The 15597-nt window shown below is 70.8% G+C and carries 16 protein-coding genes; 9 read left to right on the top strand and 7 right to left on the bottom strand.

Annotated features, from left to right (window positions below; translation table 11 throughout):
* Positions 1-28: 28 nt before the first annotated feature.
* From ACIBBB_RS30285 to ACIBBB_RS30275, 3 genes are all read left to right on the top strand, one after another.
* On the top strand, positions 29-562 hold the full coding sequence (locus ACIBBB_RS30285) for a MarR family winged helix-turn-helix transcriptional regulator (protein ID WP_398987586.1): 534 nt from the start codon (positions 29-31) through the stop codon (positions 560-562).
* Between the two features lie 104 nt (positions 563-666).
* Positions 667-1362 (top strand): ArsR/SmtB family transcription factor, encoded by a 696-nt coding sequence (locus ACIBBB_RS30280; protein ID WP_398987584.1) that lies wholly within the window; start codon positions 667-669, stop codon positions 1360-1362.
* 17 nt (positions 1363-1379) lie between these two features.
* Complete coding sequence (locus tag ACIBBB_RS30275; protein WP_398987760.1) at positions 1380-2765, top strand: MFS transporter; 1386 nt, start codon at positions 1380-1382, stop codon at positions 2763-2765.
* A 45-nt stretch (positions 2766-2810) separates the two neighbouring features.
* On the opposite strand, the gene ACIBBB_RS30270 is transcribed toward ACIBBB_RS30275, so the two are convergent.
* On the bottom strand, positions 2811-3554 hold the full coding sequence (locus tag ACIBBB_RS30270) for an SDR family oxidoreductase (RefSeq protein WP_398987582.1): 744 nt from the start codon (positions 3552-3554) through the stop codon (positions 2811-2813).
* A gap of 101 nt (positions 3555-3655) precedes the next feature.
* Between ACIBBB_RS30270 and ACIBBB_RS30265 the strand changes: the two genes are divergently transcribed.
* Entirely contained in the window at positions 3656-4129 is a 474-nt protein-coding gene (locus ACIBBB_RS30265) for an RrF2 family transcriptional regulator (protein ID WP_398987580.1), read from the top strand.
* 87 nt (positions 4130-4216) lie between these two features.
* Complete coding sequence (locus tag ACIBBB_RS30260) at positions 4217-5509, top strand: aromatic acid exporter family protein (RefSeq protein WP_398987577.1); 1293 nt, start codon at positions 4217-4219, stop codon at positions 5507-5509.
* A 162-nt stretch (positions 5510-5671) separates the two neighbouring features.
* Here ACIBBB_RS30260 and ACIBBB_RS30255 read toward each other — a convergent pair whose 3' ends face one another.
* Complete coding sequence (locus ACIBBB_RS30255) at positions 5672-6088, bottom strand: MerR family transcriptional regulator (protein ID WP_398987575.1); 417 nt, start codon at positions 6086-6088, stop codon at positions 5672-5674.
* Between the two features lie 82 nt (positions 6089-6170).
* Between ACIBBB_RS30255 and ACIBBB_RS30250 the strand changes: the two genes are divergently transcribed.
* Positions 6171-7271 (top strand): alkene reductase, encoded by a 1101-nt coding sequence (locus ACIBBB_RS30250; RefSeq protein ID WP_398987573.1) that lies wholly within the window; start codon positions 6171-6173, stop codon positions 7269-7271.
* Between the two features lie 221 nt (positions 7272-7492).
* Here ACIBBB_RS30250 and ACIBBB_RS30245 read toward each other — a convergent pair whose 3' ends face one another.
* Together ACIBBB_RS30245 and ACIBBB_RS30240 are read right to left on the bottom strand one after the other, a co-directional pair.
* The gene (locus tag ACIBBB_RS30245) at positions 7493-8776 is read right to left on the bottom strand and encodes a lactonase family protein (RefSeq protein WP_398987571.1); all 1284 of its coding nucleotides are present in this window, start codon (positions 8774-8776) and stop codon (positions 7493-7495) included.
* A gap of 101 nt (positions 8777-8877) precedes the next feature.
* Positions 8878-9783 (bottom strand): hypothetical protein, encoded by a 906-nt coding sequence (locus ACIBBB_RS30240; protein ID WP_398987758.1) that lies wholly within the window; start codon positions 9781-9783, stop codon positions 8878-8880.
* A gap of 478 nt (positions 9784-10261) precedes the next feature.
* Between ACIBBB_RS30240 and ACIBBB_RS30235 the strand changes: the two genes are divergently transcribed.
* On the top strand, positions 10262-11359 hold the full coding sequence (locus ACIBBB_RS30235) for an N-acetylmuramoyl-L-alanine amidase (protein ID WP_398987569.1): 1098 nt from the start codon (positions 10262-10264) through the stop codon (positions 11357-11359).
* Positions 11360-11630: 271 nt separating this feature from the next.
* Entirely contained in the window at positions 11631-12683 is a 1053-nt protein-coding gene (locus tag ACIBBB_RS30230) for an aldo/keto reductase (RefSeq protein WP_398987567.1), read from the top strand.
* Positions 12684-12957: 274 nt separating this feature from the next.
* Here the strand turns inward: ACIBBB_RS30230 and ACIBBB_RS30225 are convergent, their stop codons facing one another.
* Positions 12958-13524, bottom strand: coding sequence for an NADPH-dependent FMN reductase (locus tag ACIBBB_RS30225; RefSeq protein WP_398987565.1), 567 nt, complete (start codon positions 13522-13524; stop codon positions 12958-12960).
* 85 nt (positions 13525-13609) lie between these two features.
* Here ACIBBB_RS30225 and ACIBBB_RS30220 point away from each other — a divergent pair, with 85 nt between their 5' ends.
* Positions 13610-14122 carry a MarR family winged helix-turn-helix transcriptional regulator gene (locus tag ACIBBB_RS30220; protein ID WP_398987563.1) on the top strand — a complete coding sequence of 171 codons (513 nt, stop codon included), beginning with the start codon at positions 13610-13612 and terminating at the stop codon, positions 14120-14122.
* Positions 14123-14159: 37 nt separating this feature from the next.
* Here the strand turns inward: ACIBBB_RS30220 and ACIBBB_RS30215 are convergent, their stop codons facing one another.
* Together ACIBBB_RS30215 and ACIBBB_RS30210 are read right to left on the bottom strand one after the other, a co-directional pair.
* Complete coding sequence (locus ACIBBB_RS30215; RefSeq protein ID WP_398987561.1) at positions 14160-14912, bottom strand: PIG-L deacetylase family protein; 753 nt, start codon at positions 14910-14912, stop codon at positions 14160-14162.
* Positions 14909-15592, bottom strand: coding sequence for a papain-like cysteine peptidase (locus tag ACIBBB_RS30210; protein ID WP_398987559.1), 684 nt, complete (start codon positions 15590-15592; stop codon positions 14909-14911). Before ACIBBB_RS30210 ends, ACIBBB_RS30215 begins: the two co-directional genes overlap by 4 nt.
* Positions 15593-15597: the final 5 nt, after the last annotated feature.

Here is a 15597-nt window from a genome sequence, read left to right as displayed (position 1 = left end):
ATCTTCCTAGGAAGGTATTGTTCCCTGCATGGCCGAATCCCTTGATCTCCTTGATCGCATCAGCGGTGTTGACCGCGTCGCCCGTATCCAGCGGGAATGGGCCCGCGAGCGCCCGGACGTCGATGTACGCCCCCAGGGTGTGATCGGACGGCTGCACCGCCTCGGCGCCTATATCACCGAGGAGTTGTGCGTCGTGTACCGGAAGTACGGGCTGGGGGAGGGCGACTTCGACGTGCTCGCGGCCCTGCGGCGAGCGGGCGCGCCGTACGAACGCGCCCCCGGCGAGCTGGCCGAGCACACCATGGTCACCACGGGCGCGATGACGAAACGCGTCGACCGGCTCGAACACGCCGGGCTGGTCTCCCGGCGGGTGAGCGAGAGCGACGGGCGCGGCAGGGTCGTCGCACTGACCCCGGCGGGCCGTGTCCTCATCGACCGCGCTTTTTCGGAACACATGGCCAACGAGCGCCGCCTGCTCGACGTGATGACCGGCGACGAGGTCGAGCAGCTCGAATCCCTGCTGGCCAAGTGGCTGGCCGCGACGGAAGGCGCGCGCGGTTGACCGAGGGTGCCCATCACCAAGACTCCTTCGCAAGGATCCCTTCGCAAAGATTTCTTCGCGAACATCCCTTCGCAAAGAGTTGTTGGCGGTCTACGCTGCCCGGCATGACGGATTCGAACGACGCCCCGCGCGGTCCGAAGCACGAGTCGAACACGGTGGTCCTGGACGCCAAGGGTCTGCGCGCCCTGGCGCATCCGGTACGTGTCCAACTGGTAGGCCTGCTGCGGAAGTTCGGCCCCTCGACGGCCACCCGGCTGGCCGAGCGGCTGGGGGTCAACTCCGGCACGGCCAGCTACCACCTGCGCCAGCTCGGCGACGCCGGGTTCGTCGAGGAGGACACGGAGCGCGGCAACGCGCGGGAACGCTGGTGGCGCGCGGTCCACCAGTCGACATGGTTCCGCGAGCCCGACCTCGCGGAACGGGAGCCCGAGGCTGCCCTGGCGTATCTCCAGTCCGTCGCCGCCGCCTACACCTTGCGCACTCAACGCGCGCTCAGCGAGCTCCAGACGATGCCCGGCCGGTGGCGCGGAACTTTCGACATCAGCGACTGGTCACTGCGGCTGACCCCCGAGGAGACGGTGAACCTGCGGGAGGAGTTGTACACACTCCTCGCCCGCTACCGGTCGGACACTCCGGAGACGGCTGCCGAGGCGCCCGAGGGCGCCCAGCGCGTCTCCCTCATCTCCCAGATCCTGCCGGAGCTGGACGTGCCCGACACCCCCGGCGCCGACACCTCGGACGAGATCGGCGACGACGGCGATCCGGCTCCCGAACGGCGGCGGGGAACGGAGACCTCGTGAGGAAGCCCGGGGGAGGTATGCCGGGGGTGAAGGGCTCCGACGACGTGTCGCGGCGGCGTACGCTGCTGCCGCTCGTCGGCGTACTCACCGCGATGGCCGTGTCGTTGACCGGTACGCGGGTCTCGGCCATCGCACTGCCCTGGTTCGTCCTCGTCACCACCGGCAGTGCCACCCGGACCGGGGTGGTGGCCTTCTGCGAGATGGCGCCGTACGTGGTGGTGAAGGCGTTCACCGGCCCGCTGGTGGACCGGGCCGGGCCCCGGACCATCTCTTGGACCACGGACCTGGTCAGCTCCGCCGCCGCCTTCGCCGTACCCGTACTGCACGCCGCGGACCTGCTCTCCTTCCCCTTGCTGCTCGTGCTCGTCGCTCTCATCGGTGCGGCGCGGGGGCCCGGCGATCTCGCGAAGGACGTGATGGTTCCGGAGGCGGCGGACCGCGGCCGCGTACCTCTGGAGCGGGCCACCGGCTTCGCCGGCGTGACCGAACGGCTCGCCTCGACCACCGGCCCGGCGGCGGGCGGCGCCCTGATCGCCCTCCTCGGTCCGCTGACCGGGCTGAGCGTCAACGCGGCCTGTTTCGCGCTCGGTTCGGTGATCATCGGGCTGGTGCTGCCACGCGGCATGGGCCGCCCGGTCCCACACGCCCCATTGCCGCAGGACGCCGCCGACACCCCCACGGAGCCGGGCTACTGGCGGCGGTTCGGCCAGGGCTTCACCTTCCTGCGAAGCGAGCCGCTGCTGCTCACGATCGTCGTGATGGTCATGGTCACCAACTTCCTCGACGCGGCGTTCAGCGCCGTGCTCCTGCCCGTCTGGGCCAAGGAATCGGGCAACGGACCGAGCGCCATCGGCCTGTGCGCGGGCGCGGGCGGACTCGCCGCGATCGGCGGCAGCCTGATAGCGGCGGGCGTCGCGCACCGGATGCGGCGTCGGCCGGTGTTCTTCGCCGGATTCCTGCTCGCGGGCGCGCCGCGCTGGCTGATCCTCGCCTCGCCCGCACCGCTGTGGACCGTGGTGGTCGTGTTCGCGATCGGTGGCTTCGGCGCCGGCTTCCTCAACCCCATTCTGGCGGCGGTCAGTTATGAACGCGTACCCCGCCGTCTGCTGGGCCGGGTCAAGGCGCTCAGCGGCGCGCTCTCCTGGTCCGGGATGCCGCTCGGCGGCCTGATCGGCGGCGCTGCCGTGGCCTCGATCGGACTGGCGCCGGTGCTGCTGGTGGGAGGGGCGGCGTACTTCCTCACGACGAATCTCACCGGACTGCGGCCGGAATGGCGGGAGATGGACCGACTGCGCGGCAAGGGCCGGGCGGCCGACGACCCTGTCGTACCGACGCCGCGTCGCACGCCCGGCTCGGGCCCGGAGCCGGAATCCGGCGCCCGGCTGACGCGCAACGCCACGTGATACACCCGGATGCCCGCGCGGCCGGGAGAGTCACCGCTGCGCCGATTACCGCTGCTCCGCCAGCCACTCGTCGAAGGTCGTCGGCGCGATACGGGCGTTCTCGCCCGCCAGCATGACGTTGCCGGCCATCTCCGGGCCGAAGATCGCGGACCAGGTCGGCACGAGCTTCACGGTGTGTCCGCGTGCGTCGTTGGTGCGCCGGGCCATGTCCACCAGGTCCTGCGGCTCCGGCCCGACGACATCGACATACCGTCCCCGCGGCTCGCCCGCCACGATCTCGGCGAGGACATCGGCCACATCGGCGGGCGCGATGGGCTGCATGAGCAGCGGCGCGACCATGGCGACACCGTCCTGCTCGGTCCAACCCGCCACCATCGCCGGGAAGTCGTGGAACTGCGCCGCCGGGACGATCGTCCAGGGCACCGGCCCGGCCGTCACCAGGCGCTCCTGCTCCCGCTTGCCGGCGTAGTGCGCGTTGCCCTCCACGCGGTCGACACCCACGATGGAGAGAAGGACATGGTGGCGGACACCGGCCCGCGCCTCGCCGGCGAGCAGATTGCCGGTGGCGGCGCCGAAGAAGGCGATCGTCCCGGCCCGGTCGGCCGGCGGGCCGTTGGTGACGTCCACGACGGCTTCGACGCCCGTCAGCGCGGTGTCGAGCCCTTCGCCCGTCGACAGGTCCACGCCCAGCGAGCGGCTGACGCGTACGACGTCGTGGCCGCCTCGTTCGAGCGCGGCCACGGTGAGGGTCCCGATGTTCCCGGTCGCGCCGGCCACTGCGATCCGCATGGTGTTCTCTCTTCTCTCGAAACTCTTCTCCTGGTCCCGCCCGGACAGTAACAGAATCATGGATGAAGAAGGTCCATGATATCTGCGATACGATCGGTGTCGTGAAGCTGCCTGTGAGCACCGAATGGGTCCTGCACTGCGCCACGTCACTGGCGCAGCTCGATCCGGGGACCGGCGCGTCGACGGCGCAGCTCGCGCGGTACTACGACCTGCCAGCCCCCTATCTCGCCAAGCAGCTGAAGACGCTCGTCAGGGCCGGCCTGCTGACCGCGACCACCGGGCCACGCGGCGGATTCCGGCTCGCGCGGCCCGCTTCCGAGATCACACTCCTTCAGGTGGTCGAGGCCGTCGACGGCACGTCACCGCCGTACGAGTGCCGCGAGATCCGCCGGCGGGGACGCGGCGCGCTGCCGGCGGAGGAGTGCCGTCGCACATGCGTCCTCGCCGAGAAGATGGCGGACGCGTACGAGGCGTGGCGCGACAGCCTCGCCGGGACCACTCTGGCCGACATCCTGGCCACACTGCCCCCGTCAGCGCCCTCTCGTACCCGCCTGGGGCTGACCGGGACGACGTAGCGTCCGAGCGTTGGGCAGCCGCCCGTCAACGCCGTGTGCCGCGTGTCGTACGGACTCCGCGCGCCGACTGTGTGCAGGGTGCTGCTCATGAGACTGCGGGCCGCGGACAGCGACGACAAGGGTGGCTCCGGGCGTGGGGCGTTGACCGTTCTGTGGGATCTGCGGAAGGACGTGACCGTCACCCAGACACTGCGCTCGACGGTGGCCTCGACCCTCGCCTACCTCGTCGCCCTGTGGCTGAGCAGCGAACCCGCGCCGCTGACGGCGCCGCTCACCGCGCTGCTCGTGGTCCAGGTGACTCTCTACTCCACGCTCACCACCAGCGTGCGACGGGTGAACGCCGTCGTCGCCGGCGTACTGATCGCCATCGGATTCAGTGCGCTCGTCGGGCTGTCCTGGTGGAGCCTGGCACTGATCATCCTGGCGTCACTCCTCGCCGGTCGGCTCGTCCGCGTCGACGAGTTCGTGCCCGAGGTCGCGATCAGCGCCATGCTCGTCCTCGGCGTCACCCACGCGGCGGCGGCAAACACCGCCTGGGACCGTGTCCTGGAGACGCTGATCGGCGCGGTGGTGGGCCTGCTGTTCAATGTGTTCGCGCCCCCGGTCTGGGTCGGCGCCGCCGGGGAGTCCATCGAAGGCCTCGCCCGGCAGATGCGCCGGCTGATGCGCGCCGTCGGCGACGAGCTGACCACCCCCACCTCGGTCGAACTCGCGGCGGCCCGGCTGCGCGAGGCACGGCGGCTCGACCACGGCATCGCCGACGTGGACGCGGCGCTGCGCCAGGCCGAGGACAGCCTGCGGCTCAATCCGCGTGTCAAGGAAGGTCTGCTGCACCGGGTGGTGCTCCGCACCGGCCTCGACACGCTGGAGATCTGCGCGGTGGTGCTGCGCGTCCTCACCCGCACGATCACGGACCTCGCCAAGGAGCGTCAGGACGAAGGTCTCTTCGCGCCGGAGGTGGGAACCGCCCTGGAGGAACTGCTGTCGCAGGTCGCCGACGCGCTCGTCAGTTTCGCCGTGCTGGTCACCACGCAGGCGAGCGAGGCCGCCGAGGCCGCGGAGGAGCGCCTCGCGGGGGACCTGAGCGCTGCCGCGGCGACCCGCGACAGGGTGGCGAATCTGCTGCTGGAAGGCGTACAGCGGCATCCGCGCCAGTGGCAGCTGCACGGCGCGATGCTGTCGGAGATCGACCGGCTGCTCGACGAACTCGACATCGACCACCGGTCCCGGCGCCTGCTGGAGGAGCTGGACAAATCCACCCGGGAGCAGCGCGAGAAGCACCCTCAGCTCACTGCTTTCGCCGCGTGGCTGCGCGGTGTGAAACGGCCCAGGGTGAAACGGCCGGCGCTCAGGGGGCGGGACAGGCGGGACAGGTCCTAGGGCGTGTCCGCGAAGTCCCGCCTGGCCCGTGACGGCTGGCACGGCACCTCGCCGCGTTGTCTTCAGACGGCCACGTACGTCCGGTCCATCCACAACGCCGATCCTCCGCCTTGCGACGCACCGCACCAGCCGCCGCGGGTCCCGCCCTGCGGGCGGACGGCGCTACTTCGCGGACACGCCCCAGGACGGCCCGGGTGCGCGCGACGGACCGGATGAGCCGGCTGAACCGGACGCGGCCACGATGACGTCGTCCAGCACCTCCCGCGTACGGACGAGTTCGGCGATCCGCGCGTCGATCCTGGCCCGCTGCCGCGTCAGGTCGGCGACGAGCCACGGCGTCGCCGCCTCCGACGGACCGCCGTCCTCGTCCCGCATGCACGGCAGCAGCTCGGCGATCTTCCCGCTGCACAGCCCGGCCGCGAACAGCTCCTGGATACGGATCACCCGGTCGACCGCCCGCTCCGGGTAGGTGCGATGGCCCGAGGGCGTACGCGCGGAGACGAGCAGTCCCTGCTCCTCGTAGTAGCGCAGCGAGCGTTCGCTGACGGCCGTACGTCTCGCCAGTTCACCGATCTTCACGCTTCCTCCCGGGGTCCGCACCGTCTCCGCGACGGTGGCGGGGATTGAACCTGACACCAGTGTGAGGTCTTACCGTCCCGCCATGACGAAAACGACGCTTCTCGCCCCGTATTCCCTCGGCCCCCTCCGCCTCCCCAACCGCATGGTGATGGCTCCCATGACCCGTTACCGCGCGGCCGTGGACGGCAGTCCCCTGCCGGTCGTCGCCGACTACTACGCGCAGCGCGCCGGCGCCGGACTCGTCGTCACCGAAGGTATCTGGCCCAGCAGCCGGGGCCAGAGCGGCTGGCGGCTCCCCGGCCTGGAGACGGTGGCGCACATCGAGGGCTGGCGGGCCGTGACGGACGCGGTGCACGCCGCCGGGGGCCGGATCATGGCCCAGCTGATGCACGGCGGCCGGCAGGGACACCCGCTGTCCCGGATCGACGGCGACATACCGAGCGGCCCGTCCTCCGTACGGGTCCCGGGCCCCGTACACGTACGGGACGGCGGCAAGGCCGACCCCCTCCCGCCGCGCGAGATGACGCACGACGACATCCGGCAGGCCGTCGAGGACCACGCGCAGGCGGCCCGGAACGCGATGGCGGCAGGCTTCGACGGGGTCGAACTGCACGGCGCCAACAGCTACTTGATCCACCAGTTCCTCGCCGACAACACCAATCTGCGTAACGACGGCTACGGCGGTACGACCGAGGGCCGGATCCGTTTCCCCGCCGAACTGGTCACCGCGGTCGCCGACGCGATCGGAGCCGGGCGGACGGCGCTGCGGCTCTCCCCGGGCAATCCCCAGTTCGGCATGGCCGAGGCCGACCCGGCCCCCGTCTATCACGCGCTTCTCGACGCGGTCGACGGCCTCGGTCTGCTCTACCTCCACCTCACCGACAACGACACCTACCCGGCGCTCGCCGATCTGCGCCCCCGCTGGCACGGCCCGCTCGTCGCCAACATCGGCGAGAACCACGACCCGACCACCCGCGAAGGCGGCGAGGCGGTGCTCGCCGAAGGGCTCGCCGACCTCGTCTCGTACGGCAGGTCCTTCATCGCCAACCCGGACCTTCCCGAGCGCTTCGCCGTCGGCGCGCCGCTCAACACCATCGACGAGCGGCACCTCTACACGCACGGAGCCGAGGGCTACACCGACTATCCCGCACTGTCGCGGGAACTCTGCTCCGCACGCACGTGACCCGACGGGGAGCACGAGCGATACCGACGTAGGGGATTCGCCGTCTTCATGACCCTGCCCGGACTGGTCATCCCGCCGGCCGGGCCGACGAGGAGGTCGGCGCCCCGCCGCACCGGACCGTGGTGGATCCCGACGGTGGCACGGCGGCACGGCGGTCGTACGGAGACCGCGAGGCAGGCCGGGCCGCCCGGAGTGACCGGCCGGCCCGGCGGACCCGGATCTCAGAGCGGTAGCACGCAGACGGCGACCGGCGACGCGAACGGGTCGCCCGCCGACCCCAGTTGGCCGCTCTCCTGGTCGACGTGGAAGACGGAGACGGCGTTCGACCGCTGATTGGCGGCGAACAGCAGGGTCCCGTCGGGGGAGAGGGCGAGCTGCCTCGGGTAGTCACCGCCGACGGGCACCGTGTCCAACAGCCGCAGGCCGGCGCCGTTCTCCTCCACCGCGAAGCGGGAGAGGCTGTTGTGGCCACGGTTGGCGAGGAAGACGAACGCGCCGTTGGCGGTGATCACCGGCTGGGACGGGAAGCTGCTTCCCGCGCCGCCGGCGCCGGTGGGCAGCGGTTCGCCGGGGGTGAGGGTCCCGGTCTCCGTGTCGTAGCCGCAGACGGCGATCGTGTTGTTCAACTCGTTCGCCAGATAGGCGTATTGGCCGGAGGGATGGAAGACGAGATGCCGTGGCCCGGCGCCCGCGGGCAGTGTGGCGTACGAGACCTGGGTGAGCGTGCCTGCCGTCTCGTCGAGGCGGTAGGTGTAGACGCTGTCGGTGCCGAGGTCGACGGCGAGCACATGGCCGCCGTCCGGGGTGGTGACGATCTGGTGCGCGTGCGGGCCGTTCTGTCCCGGCCCCGGAGCCGGTTCGGAATGGGTGACCAGATCGGTGCGCTCGCCGAGCGCGCCCGACGCCTCGACGGGGTGGACGGCGACGTTGCCGGAGCCGTAGTTCGCGCTGAGGAGCCACCGCCCGCCGGGGTGTACGGACAGATGGCAGGGCGAGGAGCCGCCGGTGCCCCGTGTGCCGAGGACCGTATGGCCCCCGTCCTCGCCGAGCGCGATCGCGGTGACGCCGCCGTCCTGGCGCTCGTTGACCGCGTACAGGGTGGTGCCGTCGGGGTGCACGGCGAGGTACGAGGGGTCGCCGACGCCCCGGAGGGTGCCGGTGGCGGAGATCTGCCCGGTACCCGTGTCGTACGAGGCGAGCCCGATGCCCGGACCGCCGCTGGAGGTGTACGTACCGATGAACAGCGGCCCCGTGGCGAGGGATTGTCCGGGGCGGGTCGCGGCAGCCGTGGCCGGCCGGGTCGCCGTCCGGCCCGCGCTCCGGCTCGGGGCCCTGCCCGGGGGCCGGCTCGGGGTGGCCGTGGCGGCGGGCACCGAGACCGTCGCCACGGCCGCCGCCACCATGCCGACGATCGTGCGGCGGCTCGGCCCGCCGGTCTGCTTCGCGGCGGGCGCGGTCTCTCCGGTCGCTGTCGCTGTCTCTGTTCCTGTGCGGTCGCTTCTCATGCCGGGCACCTCGTGTGACTCGTGGGGGGAGTGCTTGCCGGTGTGGTGGCAGACACCCTTCCGCCATCCCGCCCCCGTCGGCAAGAGCCCCTTCGGCGGCGTCAGTCGCGGAGTGCCAGGGCGTCGCCCATCACGATCACCGGCCGCTTCGCCGGGTCCAGTTTGCGCAGGAGGTCGACCATCCGCGTCCTCGACAGCGAGACGCAGGCCTGGGTGGGTCCCTCGTGGTCGACATGGATCCAGACGCCACCGCCCTTGGTGAGCCCGAGGGGGCGGGTCTGGTCCAGCGGAGTGAACCCCGACGCGCGGTTGTAGTCGATGGCGACGACGTAGTCGAAGGATCCTTCCAGCGACTCGCCCAGGAACCCGGTTCCGGGGGACTCGAAGTCCTCGTTCTCGTCGTACGGGAGTCTGGTCCCTGGGTCGGGGAGCCGGCCTCCGGCGTCGCCGAGTGTGAAGACGCCGATCGGCGAACGCAGGTCGTCGGCCTGGTGGTTGTAGGTCCAGCCGCGCAGCGCGTTGTGCGCGGGCCAGCGGTTGGTGACGGGTTCCCAGCCGGTGTCCGCGTTCCGCTCGTACAGCACGACGCCGGACTTCGGCGAGTTCCTGTCCTCGCCGCTGGCCACGAGCGCCTGACGGCTGGAGACGGGGATGCGGGAGCGGGTGAGCGGACCGAGACCGGGGATCTCACGGACCAGGGACGCCTCCACCGGTTTCCCGGACAGTCCGTGGGCCGCCTCGTTCGCCGCACCCCGGCGTCGCCCGGGGGCGCCTTCCGGCCGGTTCCCTTCGGCGGACCTGCTCTCCGTGGCCGGGCTCTCCTTGGTCCCGCCCTCTTTCGTCCCGCTCTGGGCGGGCCCCGTCCGCGTGGCCCGGCTCTCCGCCCGCTGTTCGGCGCCGGGCGCGGGACCCGATCCGGCGCATCCGGCGAGGAAGAGGCACGTGCAGAGCGAGGTGAGGGCCAGGGCGCCTCTCGCGACAGGGAGAGCGCGGGGGAGAAGGAGCATGGCGAGCCTTTCGTGGGTGCAGGCGGACGGTCCGTCCTCGTCCGCCGCGTTTCTCCGCGCCATGAAACGCGATCATCGTCTGATCCGACCGCGCCGAGATGCGCGATCAGACACGGACCCGAAGATTTCCCCCGTACTGCCTAACAAGCCGTCAGATGCCGTGGGCGGAAACGTGCCTTCGGGACTTCCGGCTCTCAGGGTCTTCCGTCATTGGTGCGAGCAAAGGCGACGGAGGGCGATTGGTCACCCCGCGGGCGATTCGCGAACGCGCGTGGTTTCAGCCGACCGAAAGGCCGTCAAATAGGTTGCCCGACGGGGTTGTCGGGGACATGACGGGATTGCTTGTCTTGACGCGTCGCGGATCGTCGACGCGCGTCAACTCCGCCCCACCGGATTGGCGCGTACGCCTGTTGCGCGACACGCCTGTTGTCGTTGAACCCGGGAGATCGTTCCCCCCCCACTTCCCAAGGAGATCGACATGGTTGCCACGTCAGGACCCGGCCGTCGAACGGTACTGAGGGGCGGTCTGACCGCCACGGCGGTGGGCGCCCTCGGCCTCGCCGTGAACGGACCGGCCCACGCCGCCCCGGTGCGCGCGGACAGCCGTCCGGCGGCCGGTTCGCCGCTCGCCGCCCCCGAGCCGCGGATCTACACCACCGCGGAATGGGGCGCGAGGCCCCCGAGCCAGCAGATCGTCGTACTCGACCGGGTGCCGACCTACATCGTCGTGCACCACACCGCGGAGCCCGGCAACAGCGAGGACTACTCGCTGGCGCACGCGATGGCGATCTGCCGGTCGATCCAGAACTTCCATATGGACGGCCAGGGTTGGGGCGACTCCGGCCAGCAGTTCACCAACTCGCGCGGCGGGTTCGTCCTCGAAGGCCGGCACCAGAGCCTCGATGTCGTACGCGGCGGCACCCGGCATGTGCAGGGCGCGAACGTCGGCGGCCGCAACAGCGAGGTCATCGGTATCGAGAACGAGGGCCTCTATACGGAGGTCGACGTACCGGCCGCGCTCTGGAACTCCCTCGTCCAGCTCGTCGCGTGGATCGCCACCCAGTACGGGCGGCCGGTCACGGACATCATGGGCCACCGCGACTTCAACTCGACCGAATGCCCAGGCGGCGTGCTCTACGGCAGACTCCAGGAGCTGCGCGACGCGGTCGCCGGCGCCCTTGGCGTCGCACCCGCCGACCGGCCCTCCGTCTGGCCGCTGCTGCGCCCGGGATCCGCCGGCCCCCAGGTGCGTGCCGCGCAGTACCTCCTGCGTGGTCGCGGCTTCCCGGACGTACCGGTGGACGGCGTCTTCGGCGCGGCCACCAAGCGCGCGGTGGTCAAGCTGGCCGACGTGCACAACGTCGAGAAGCACACCTGCGCGGCCATGGTCCGGGGCGGCACGGACGAGACCGGCTACCTCGGCTCCGACATCTGGCCGCTGATCACCCCGCAGGTCAGGGCGGGCGAGAGCGCCGACGTCGCGAAGGCGGTGACCACTTTGCACCGCGCGGGCGCGGACAAGGCTCATTCGGCCGGTGTGCTCACGGCGACCGACTGGAAGCGGCTGCTGGCCTGACGCCGACGGACCACACAGTCCCGCACGCCCGCGGTGCCCTTCGGCGGCAGGAGGATTCACTTCCTGCCGCCGACGGCCCGCTTCGTTCCGGTGACTCCCCGTAATGGGTGATGGTCTTGGGCCTGGCTTCGGAAGATGACAGGGTGTCAGGTGTCTATCGTGTTACCAACCCGGACAAACTCGCTGACGTTCGACGGTCCGGGGGAGACTGAGCGCGCTGATCCACTTCTCGGATCCACTTCACTGATCGACTTCTGCCAGGGAGCGCACGATGACGGAGTACCGGAACCTCGGCCGTACGGGTGTGAAGGTCAGCCCTCTCTGCCTCGGCACGATGATGTTCGGGGCCCGCGGCAACACCGATCACGACGACAGCGTCCGGATCATCCACCGGGCGCTCGACTCGGGCATCAACTTCGTCGACACCGCCGACGTCTACTCGGCGGGCGAGTCGGAGACCATCGTCGGCAAGGCGCTGGCCGGCGGCCGCAGGGACGATGTGGTCCTCGCGACGAAGTTCCACGGCGCCCGCGGCGAAGGCCCCAACGAGCGTGGCAATTCCCGGCGTTGGATCATCCAGGAGGTCGAGAACAGCCTGCGCAGGCTGAACACCGACTGGATCGACCTCTACCAGGTGCACCGGCCCGAGCCGGACACCGACTTCGACGAGACGCTGGGCGCGCTCAGCGATCTCGTCCACCAGGGCAAGATCCGCCTTATCGGTACCTCCACGTTCGAGCCGTCGGCGATCGTCGAGGGGCAGTGGATCGCGGAGCGGCGCGGCCGGGAACGGGTGGTGACCGAGCAGCCCCCGTACTCCCTGCTCGCGCGCGGCATCGAGCGCGAGATGCTGCCCGTGGCGCGGCGTTACGGACTCGGGGTGCTGTCCTGGGGCCCGCTGGCGGGCGGCTGGCTGTCCGGCCGCTTCCGCAAGGGCGTCGCGCAGCCCGCCTCCAGCCGGGCCGCCCAGCAGACGGAGCGCTTCGACATCAACGCCAAGGAGAACGCGGCCAAGCTGGACGCGGCGGAGAGCCTGGCGCTGCTGGCCGAGGAAGCGGGGCTCACACTCGTGGAACTGGCGGTCGCGTTCGTCATCGAACACCCCGCGGTCACCTCGGCGATCATCGGACCGCGGACGTACGAGCAGTTGGAGAGCCAGTTGGGAGCGGACAAGGTAAGCCTCAGCCGCGACGTGCTGGACCGGATCGACGAGATCGTGCCGCCGGGCACCAACCTGTCGGGACGGGACGCCGGTTACGTACCTCCGTCGATCGCCGACCCGTCCCGGCGCCGCAGGTCCGCGGCTTTGGCCCCGTCCTACTGACCGGCCTCGCTGCCGGCCGGGCCGGGCAGACCGCGCGCGGCTGAGCGCCACGGCGGCTCAGAGCGCGATCAGACCCGCCCGGGTCGGCCGGAAGCCGCAGGCACCGGTGTAGAAGGCACCCAGGTGCTCCTCGTGGAACCAGTCGTCCGACGGAGATCCGTCGAGCGGGGTCCTCGACCGGCCGCCGGGTGACTGACCAACGCCTGACCAGCGCGGCGACGAGTCCGGCAGACCACGGGGGAAGGTCTGCCGGACTCGGTCCTCGGCGGCGGCGTCAGGCGCCGGTACGGACCGTCTGGAGGGCCTTGGACCAGCTGACGAGCTGGTCCAGTGTGGTGTCCAGGGCCGCCTTCTGGTGATCACCGGGCTTGAAGGCGGAGAAGTTCTCGAAGTCGCTGAAGAGCGAGAGCGCGACCTGCGCCCGCACGGTGGCCACCTGGAGCTCGGACATGATCAGACGCAGGTGCTCGACGGCACGCGTACCGCCGACGCTGCCGTAGCTGACGAAGCCGGCGGCCTTGTTGTTCCATTCGCCGTAGAGGAAGTCGATGGCGTTCTTCAGGGCGCCGGAGGTCGAGTGGTTGTACTCGGGAGTGACGAAGAGATAGCCGTCGAAGGAGGCGATCTTCTCGGCCCACGCGAGGGTGTGGGCGTTCGCGTACTGGCCCATGGACGGCGGGATCGCCTCGTCCAGGTGCGGCAGCTTGAAGTCCGCGATGTCGACGAGCTCGAACTCGGCGTCGTCCCGCTGAGCGGCGATCTCCTGGGCCCATTTGGCGACGGCCTCGCCGTTACGGCCCGGACGGGTGCTGCCCAGAATGACCGCGATCTTCAACGTCATGGGGTGCTCCTGACTTGAGATGTCAACTGACGATGCTCATCCTGCTCACGCTTGAAGTCTCAAGTCAAGCGGCTACGATGGTCCCATGACTGATGAGATCTCCCCGGCAGACGACACGCCGTGGCTCTCCGCGGCCGAGCTGGAGTCCTGGGTGCCGTTCAGCGGGATGCTCCTCGGTCTGGTCAGCGCGCTGGACGCGCAGCTCCAGAGCGACGCCAAGATCAGCTTCTTCGGCTATCTGGTCCTGGCGGGCCTCTCCGAGGCCCCCGGGCGCACCCTGCCCATGAGTGACCTGGCGGTCCTGGCCCACGGCTCCCTGTCGCGTCTGTCCCACGCCGTGTCCACGCTGGAGAAGCGCGGCTGGGTCCGCCGCAGCCCCTCGCCCGAGAACGGCCGCGTCACGGTCGCGACCCTCACCGACGCCGGTTACGCCAAGATCGTCGCCACCGCCCCCGGGCATGTGGAGGCCGTCCGCCGGCTCGTCCTCGATCCGATCGACGCGGACCAGCTACGCACGCTCGGCAAGATCTCCGCCGTCATCCGCGACTCGATGGGCTCGCCCTGCGAGTGGCCGTCCCGCCCCGGCACGGCCGGGTGACCGGCCGGCCGGCCGACTCGCCGCCCCTGTAGGCCCGTCAGCCTTTCCCGATGTCGTCGGCCGGCGGTTCGACCGCCCAGACGCGCTCGGCACGCAGCGGCCCGCTGCGCGCCAGTAGCATGCCGTGGTCGGAGGCCAGCGGGGCGAGTTGGGAGCCGTAACAGAGCACCGCCTCACGCTTCAGGGCCCACTGATCGTCCGTCAGCGTGAGGTCGTGCTCCACGCGCAGTGTGTGACGGCTCGTCATGTCCTGGTAGGCGAGCCCGTACAGATGGCTGCGGCCGAGCGCGGGATCGGCGGCGGCGGATCCCCATTCGTCCAGATGGCCGGTGTAGGGGAGGTCGGCGTACGCGAGCGGGACGGCGCGGCCGAGCTTCCGGGCCACCGTCAGCGCACGGTCGCGGACCTTTTCGTGATCGGGCTGATTGGTGCCGATGGGTATCAACAGCAGTGTCCCCGAGGGCAGTTCGGCGAGACAGCTGTCGATCCCGGTGAGTTCCGTCCCGTCCCCGTAGGGGCCGTCGGGATGGTCCAGGACGACACTCCCGACCCCGAGGAGTTCGCAGGCCCGAGCGTCCTCCACGCGGCGGGCGTGGTATGCCTCCCGCGCCGTGGAGAATCCGCAGACGCTGTCCCACCAGGAGACGGGGTGGTGGGACGCGGGCTCGCCGCCGTACACCGTAACGACCGTGACAGGGCCGGGGAGTTGGGGGATCAGCCCGGCGAGTGAGAGCGCGGCGTCGTCGAAGTGCGGGGAGAGGATCACGGTGGCGGGCTGTGGGGGAGTCATGCGGGCTGTCTCCTCGGTTGTGGGGTGGGCCAAAGAGGATCGGGTGACATCTGTACGGCGCTGAAGACCTCGTCCCACTGGGCGTCGTCGCCCTCCCAGCGATCGGGGGCCGCCGCCACCGTCCCCCAGGCGATTGCCGGCGGGAGGTCACCGGCGTCGTCGGGCGGCGTACGGCGCAGCCACAGCAGCGAGAACCGTTGCCCCGGGTGCGCGGTGGCGATCACGTGACGCAGCCGGCGCAGGTCTCGCGCGGCGCATTCGTCGAAAGCGTCGTGGTGGACGTAGAGCACATGGGCCGGAGACCTGGCGAGCGCCCGCCATCGCTCCGCGAGCGCGGCGAACTTGGCCCGGACACCGTCGAGTTGGGCGTCGATGTCGTCCTGGGTGAGGGGGCGTCCGGCGTCGGGCGGCCGGAAGTCGTGGAAGAAGCGGATGTCCGAGCCGCGGTCCAGCGCGCAGAGGCCGTCGCTGAACGGCTCCACCATCCCCGGCCGCAGGACGTGGGCGAAGTCGTCGGCGAGGGTCTCGACCACCGACTCGAAGTCGAGGTCGAGCCAGTCGAAGAAGTGCGCGGAGTGGTTCCCGGTGATCCGGCGGATCTGGTAGGTCGACTCGCAGTGGTACCCGAGCCCCACGCACACGTCGTACGCGTCGGCCCCGGCCGGACTCGTCTGCGTCATGACGG

The sequence above is a fragment of the Streptomyces sp. NPDC051217 genome, assembly GCF_044455465.1.
Classification (GTDB): domain Bacteria; phylum Actinomycetota; class Actinomycetes; order Streptomycetales; family Streptomycetaceae; genus Streptomyces.
Note: the sequence above shows the minus strand (reverse complement) of the source record. Positions and strands in the feature narration are given on the sequence as shown.

Bases quoted from the DNA above. Each gene is read 5' to 3' on its own strand.
- ACIBBB_RS30235 (WP_398987569.1), top strand. From the start codon at position 10,262: ATGGTTGCCACGTCAGGACCCGGCCGTCGAACGGTACTGAGGGGCGGT.
- ACIBBB_RS30215 (WP_398987561.1), bottom strand. From the start codon at position 14,912: ATGACTCCCCCACAGCCCGCCACCGTGATCCTCTCCCCGCACTTCGAC.
- ACIBBB_RS30275 (WP_398987760.1), top strand. From the start codon at position 1,380: ATGCCGGGGGTGAAGGGCTCCGACGACGTGTCGCGGCGGCGTACGCTG.
- ACIBBB_RS30285 (WP_398987586.1), top strand. From the start codon at position 29: ATGGCCGAATCCCTTGATCTCCTTGATCGCATCAGCGGTGTTGACCGC.
- ACIBBB_RS30230 (WP_398987567.1), top strand. From the start codon at position 11,631: ATGACGGAGTACCGGAACCTCGGCCGTACGGGTGTGAAGGTCAGCCCT.
- ACIBBB_RS30260 (WP_398987577.1), top strand. From the start codon at position 4,217: ATGAGACTGCGGGCCGCGGACAGCGACGACAAGGGTGGCTCCGGGCGT.
- ACIBBB_RS30225 (WP_398987565.1), bottom strand. From the start codon at position 13,524: ATGACGTTGAAGATCGCGGTCATTCTGGGCAGCACCCGTCCGGGCCGT.
- ACIBBB_RS30270 (WP_398987582.1), bottom strand. From the start codon at position 3,554: ATGCGGATCGCAGTGGCCGGCGCGACCGGGAACATCGGGACCCTCACC.
- ACIBBB_RS30280 (WP_398987584.1), top strand. From the start codon at position 667: ATGACGGATTCGAACGACGCCCCGCGCGGTCCGAAGCACGAGTCGAAC.
- ACIBBB_RS30240 (WP_398987758.1), bottom strand. From the start codon at position 9,783: ATGCTCCTTCTCCCCCGCGCTCTCCCTGTCGCGAGAGGCGCCCTGGCC.
- ACIBBB_RS30220 (WP_398987563.1), top strand. From the start codon at position 13,610: ATGACTGATGAGATCTCCCCGGCAGACGACACGCCGTGGCTCTCCGCG.
- ACIBBB_RS30250 (WP_398987573.1), top strand. From the start codon at position 6,171: ATGACGAAAACGACGCTTCTCGCCCCGTATTCCCTCGGCCCCCTCCGC.
- ACIBBB_RS30210 (WP_398987559.1), bottom strand. From the start codon at position 15,592: ATGACGCAGACGAGTCCGGCCGGGGCCGACGCGTACGACGTGTGCGTG.
- ACIBBB_RS30245 (WP_398987571.1), bottom strand. From the start codon at position 8,776: ATGAGAAGCGACCGCACAGGAACAGAGACAGCGACAGCGACCGGAGAG.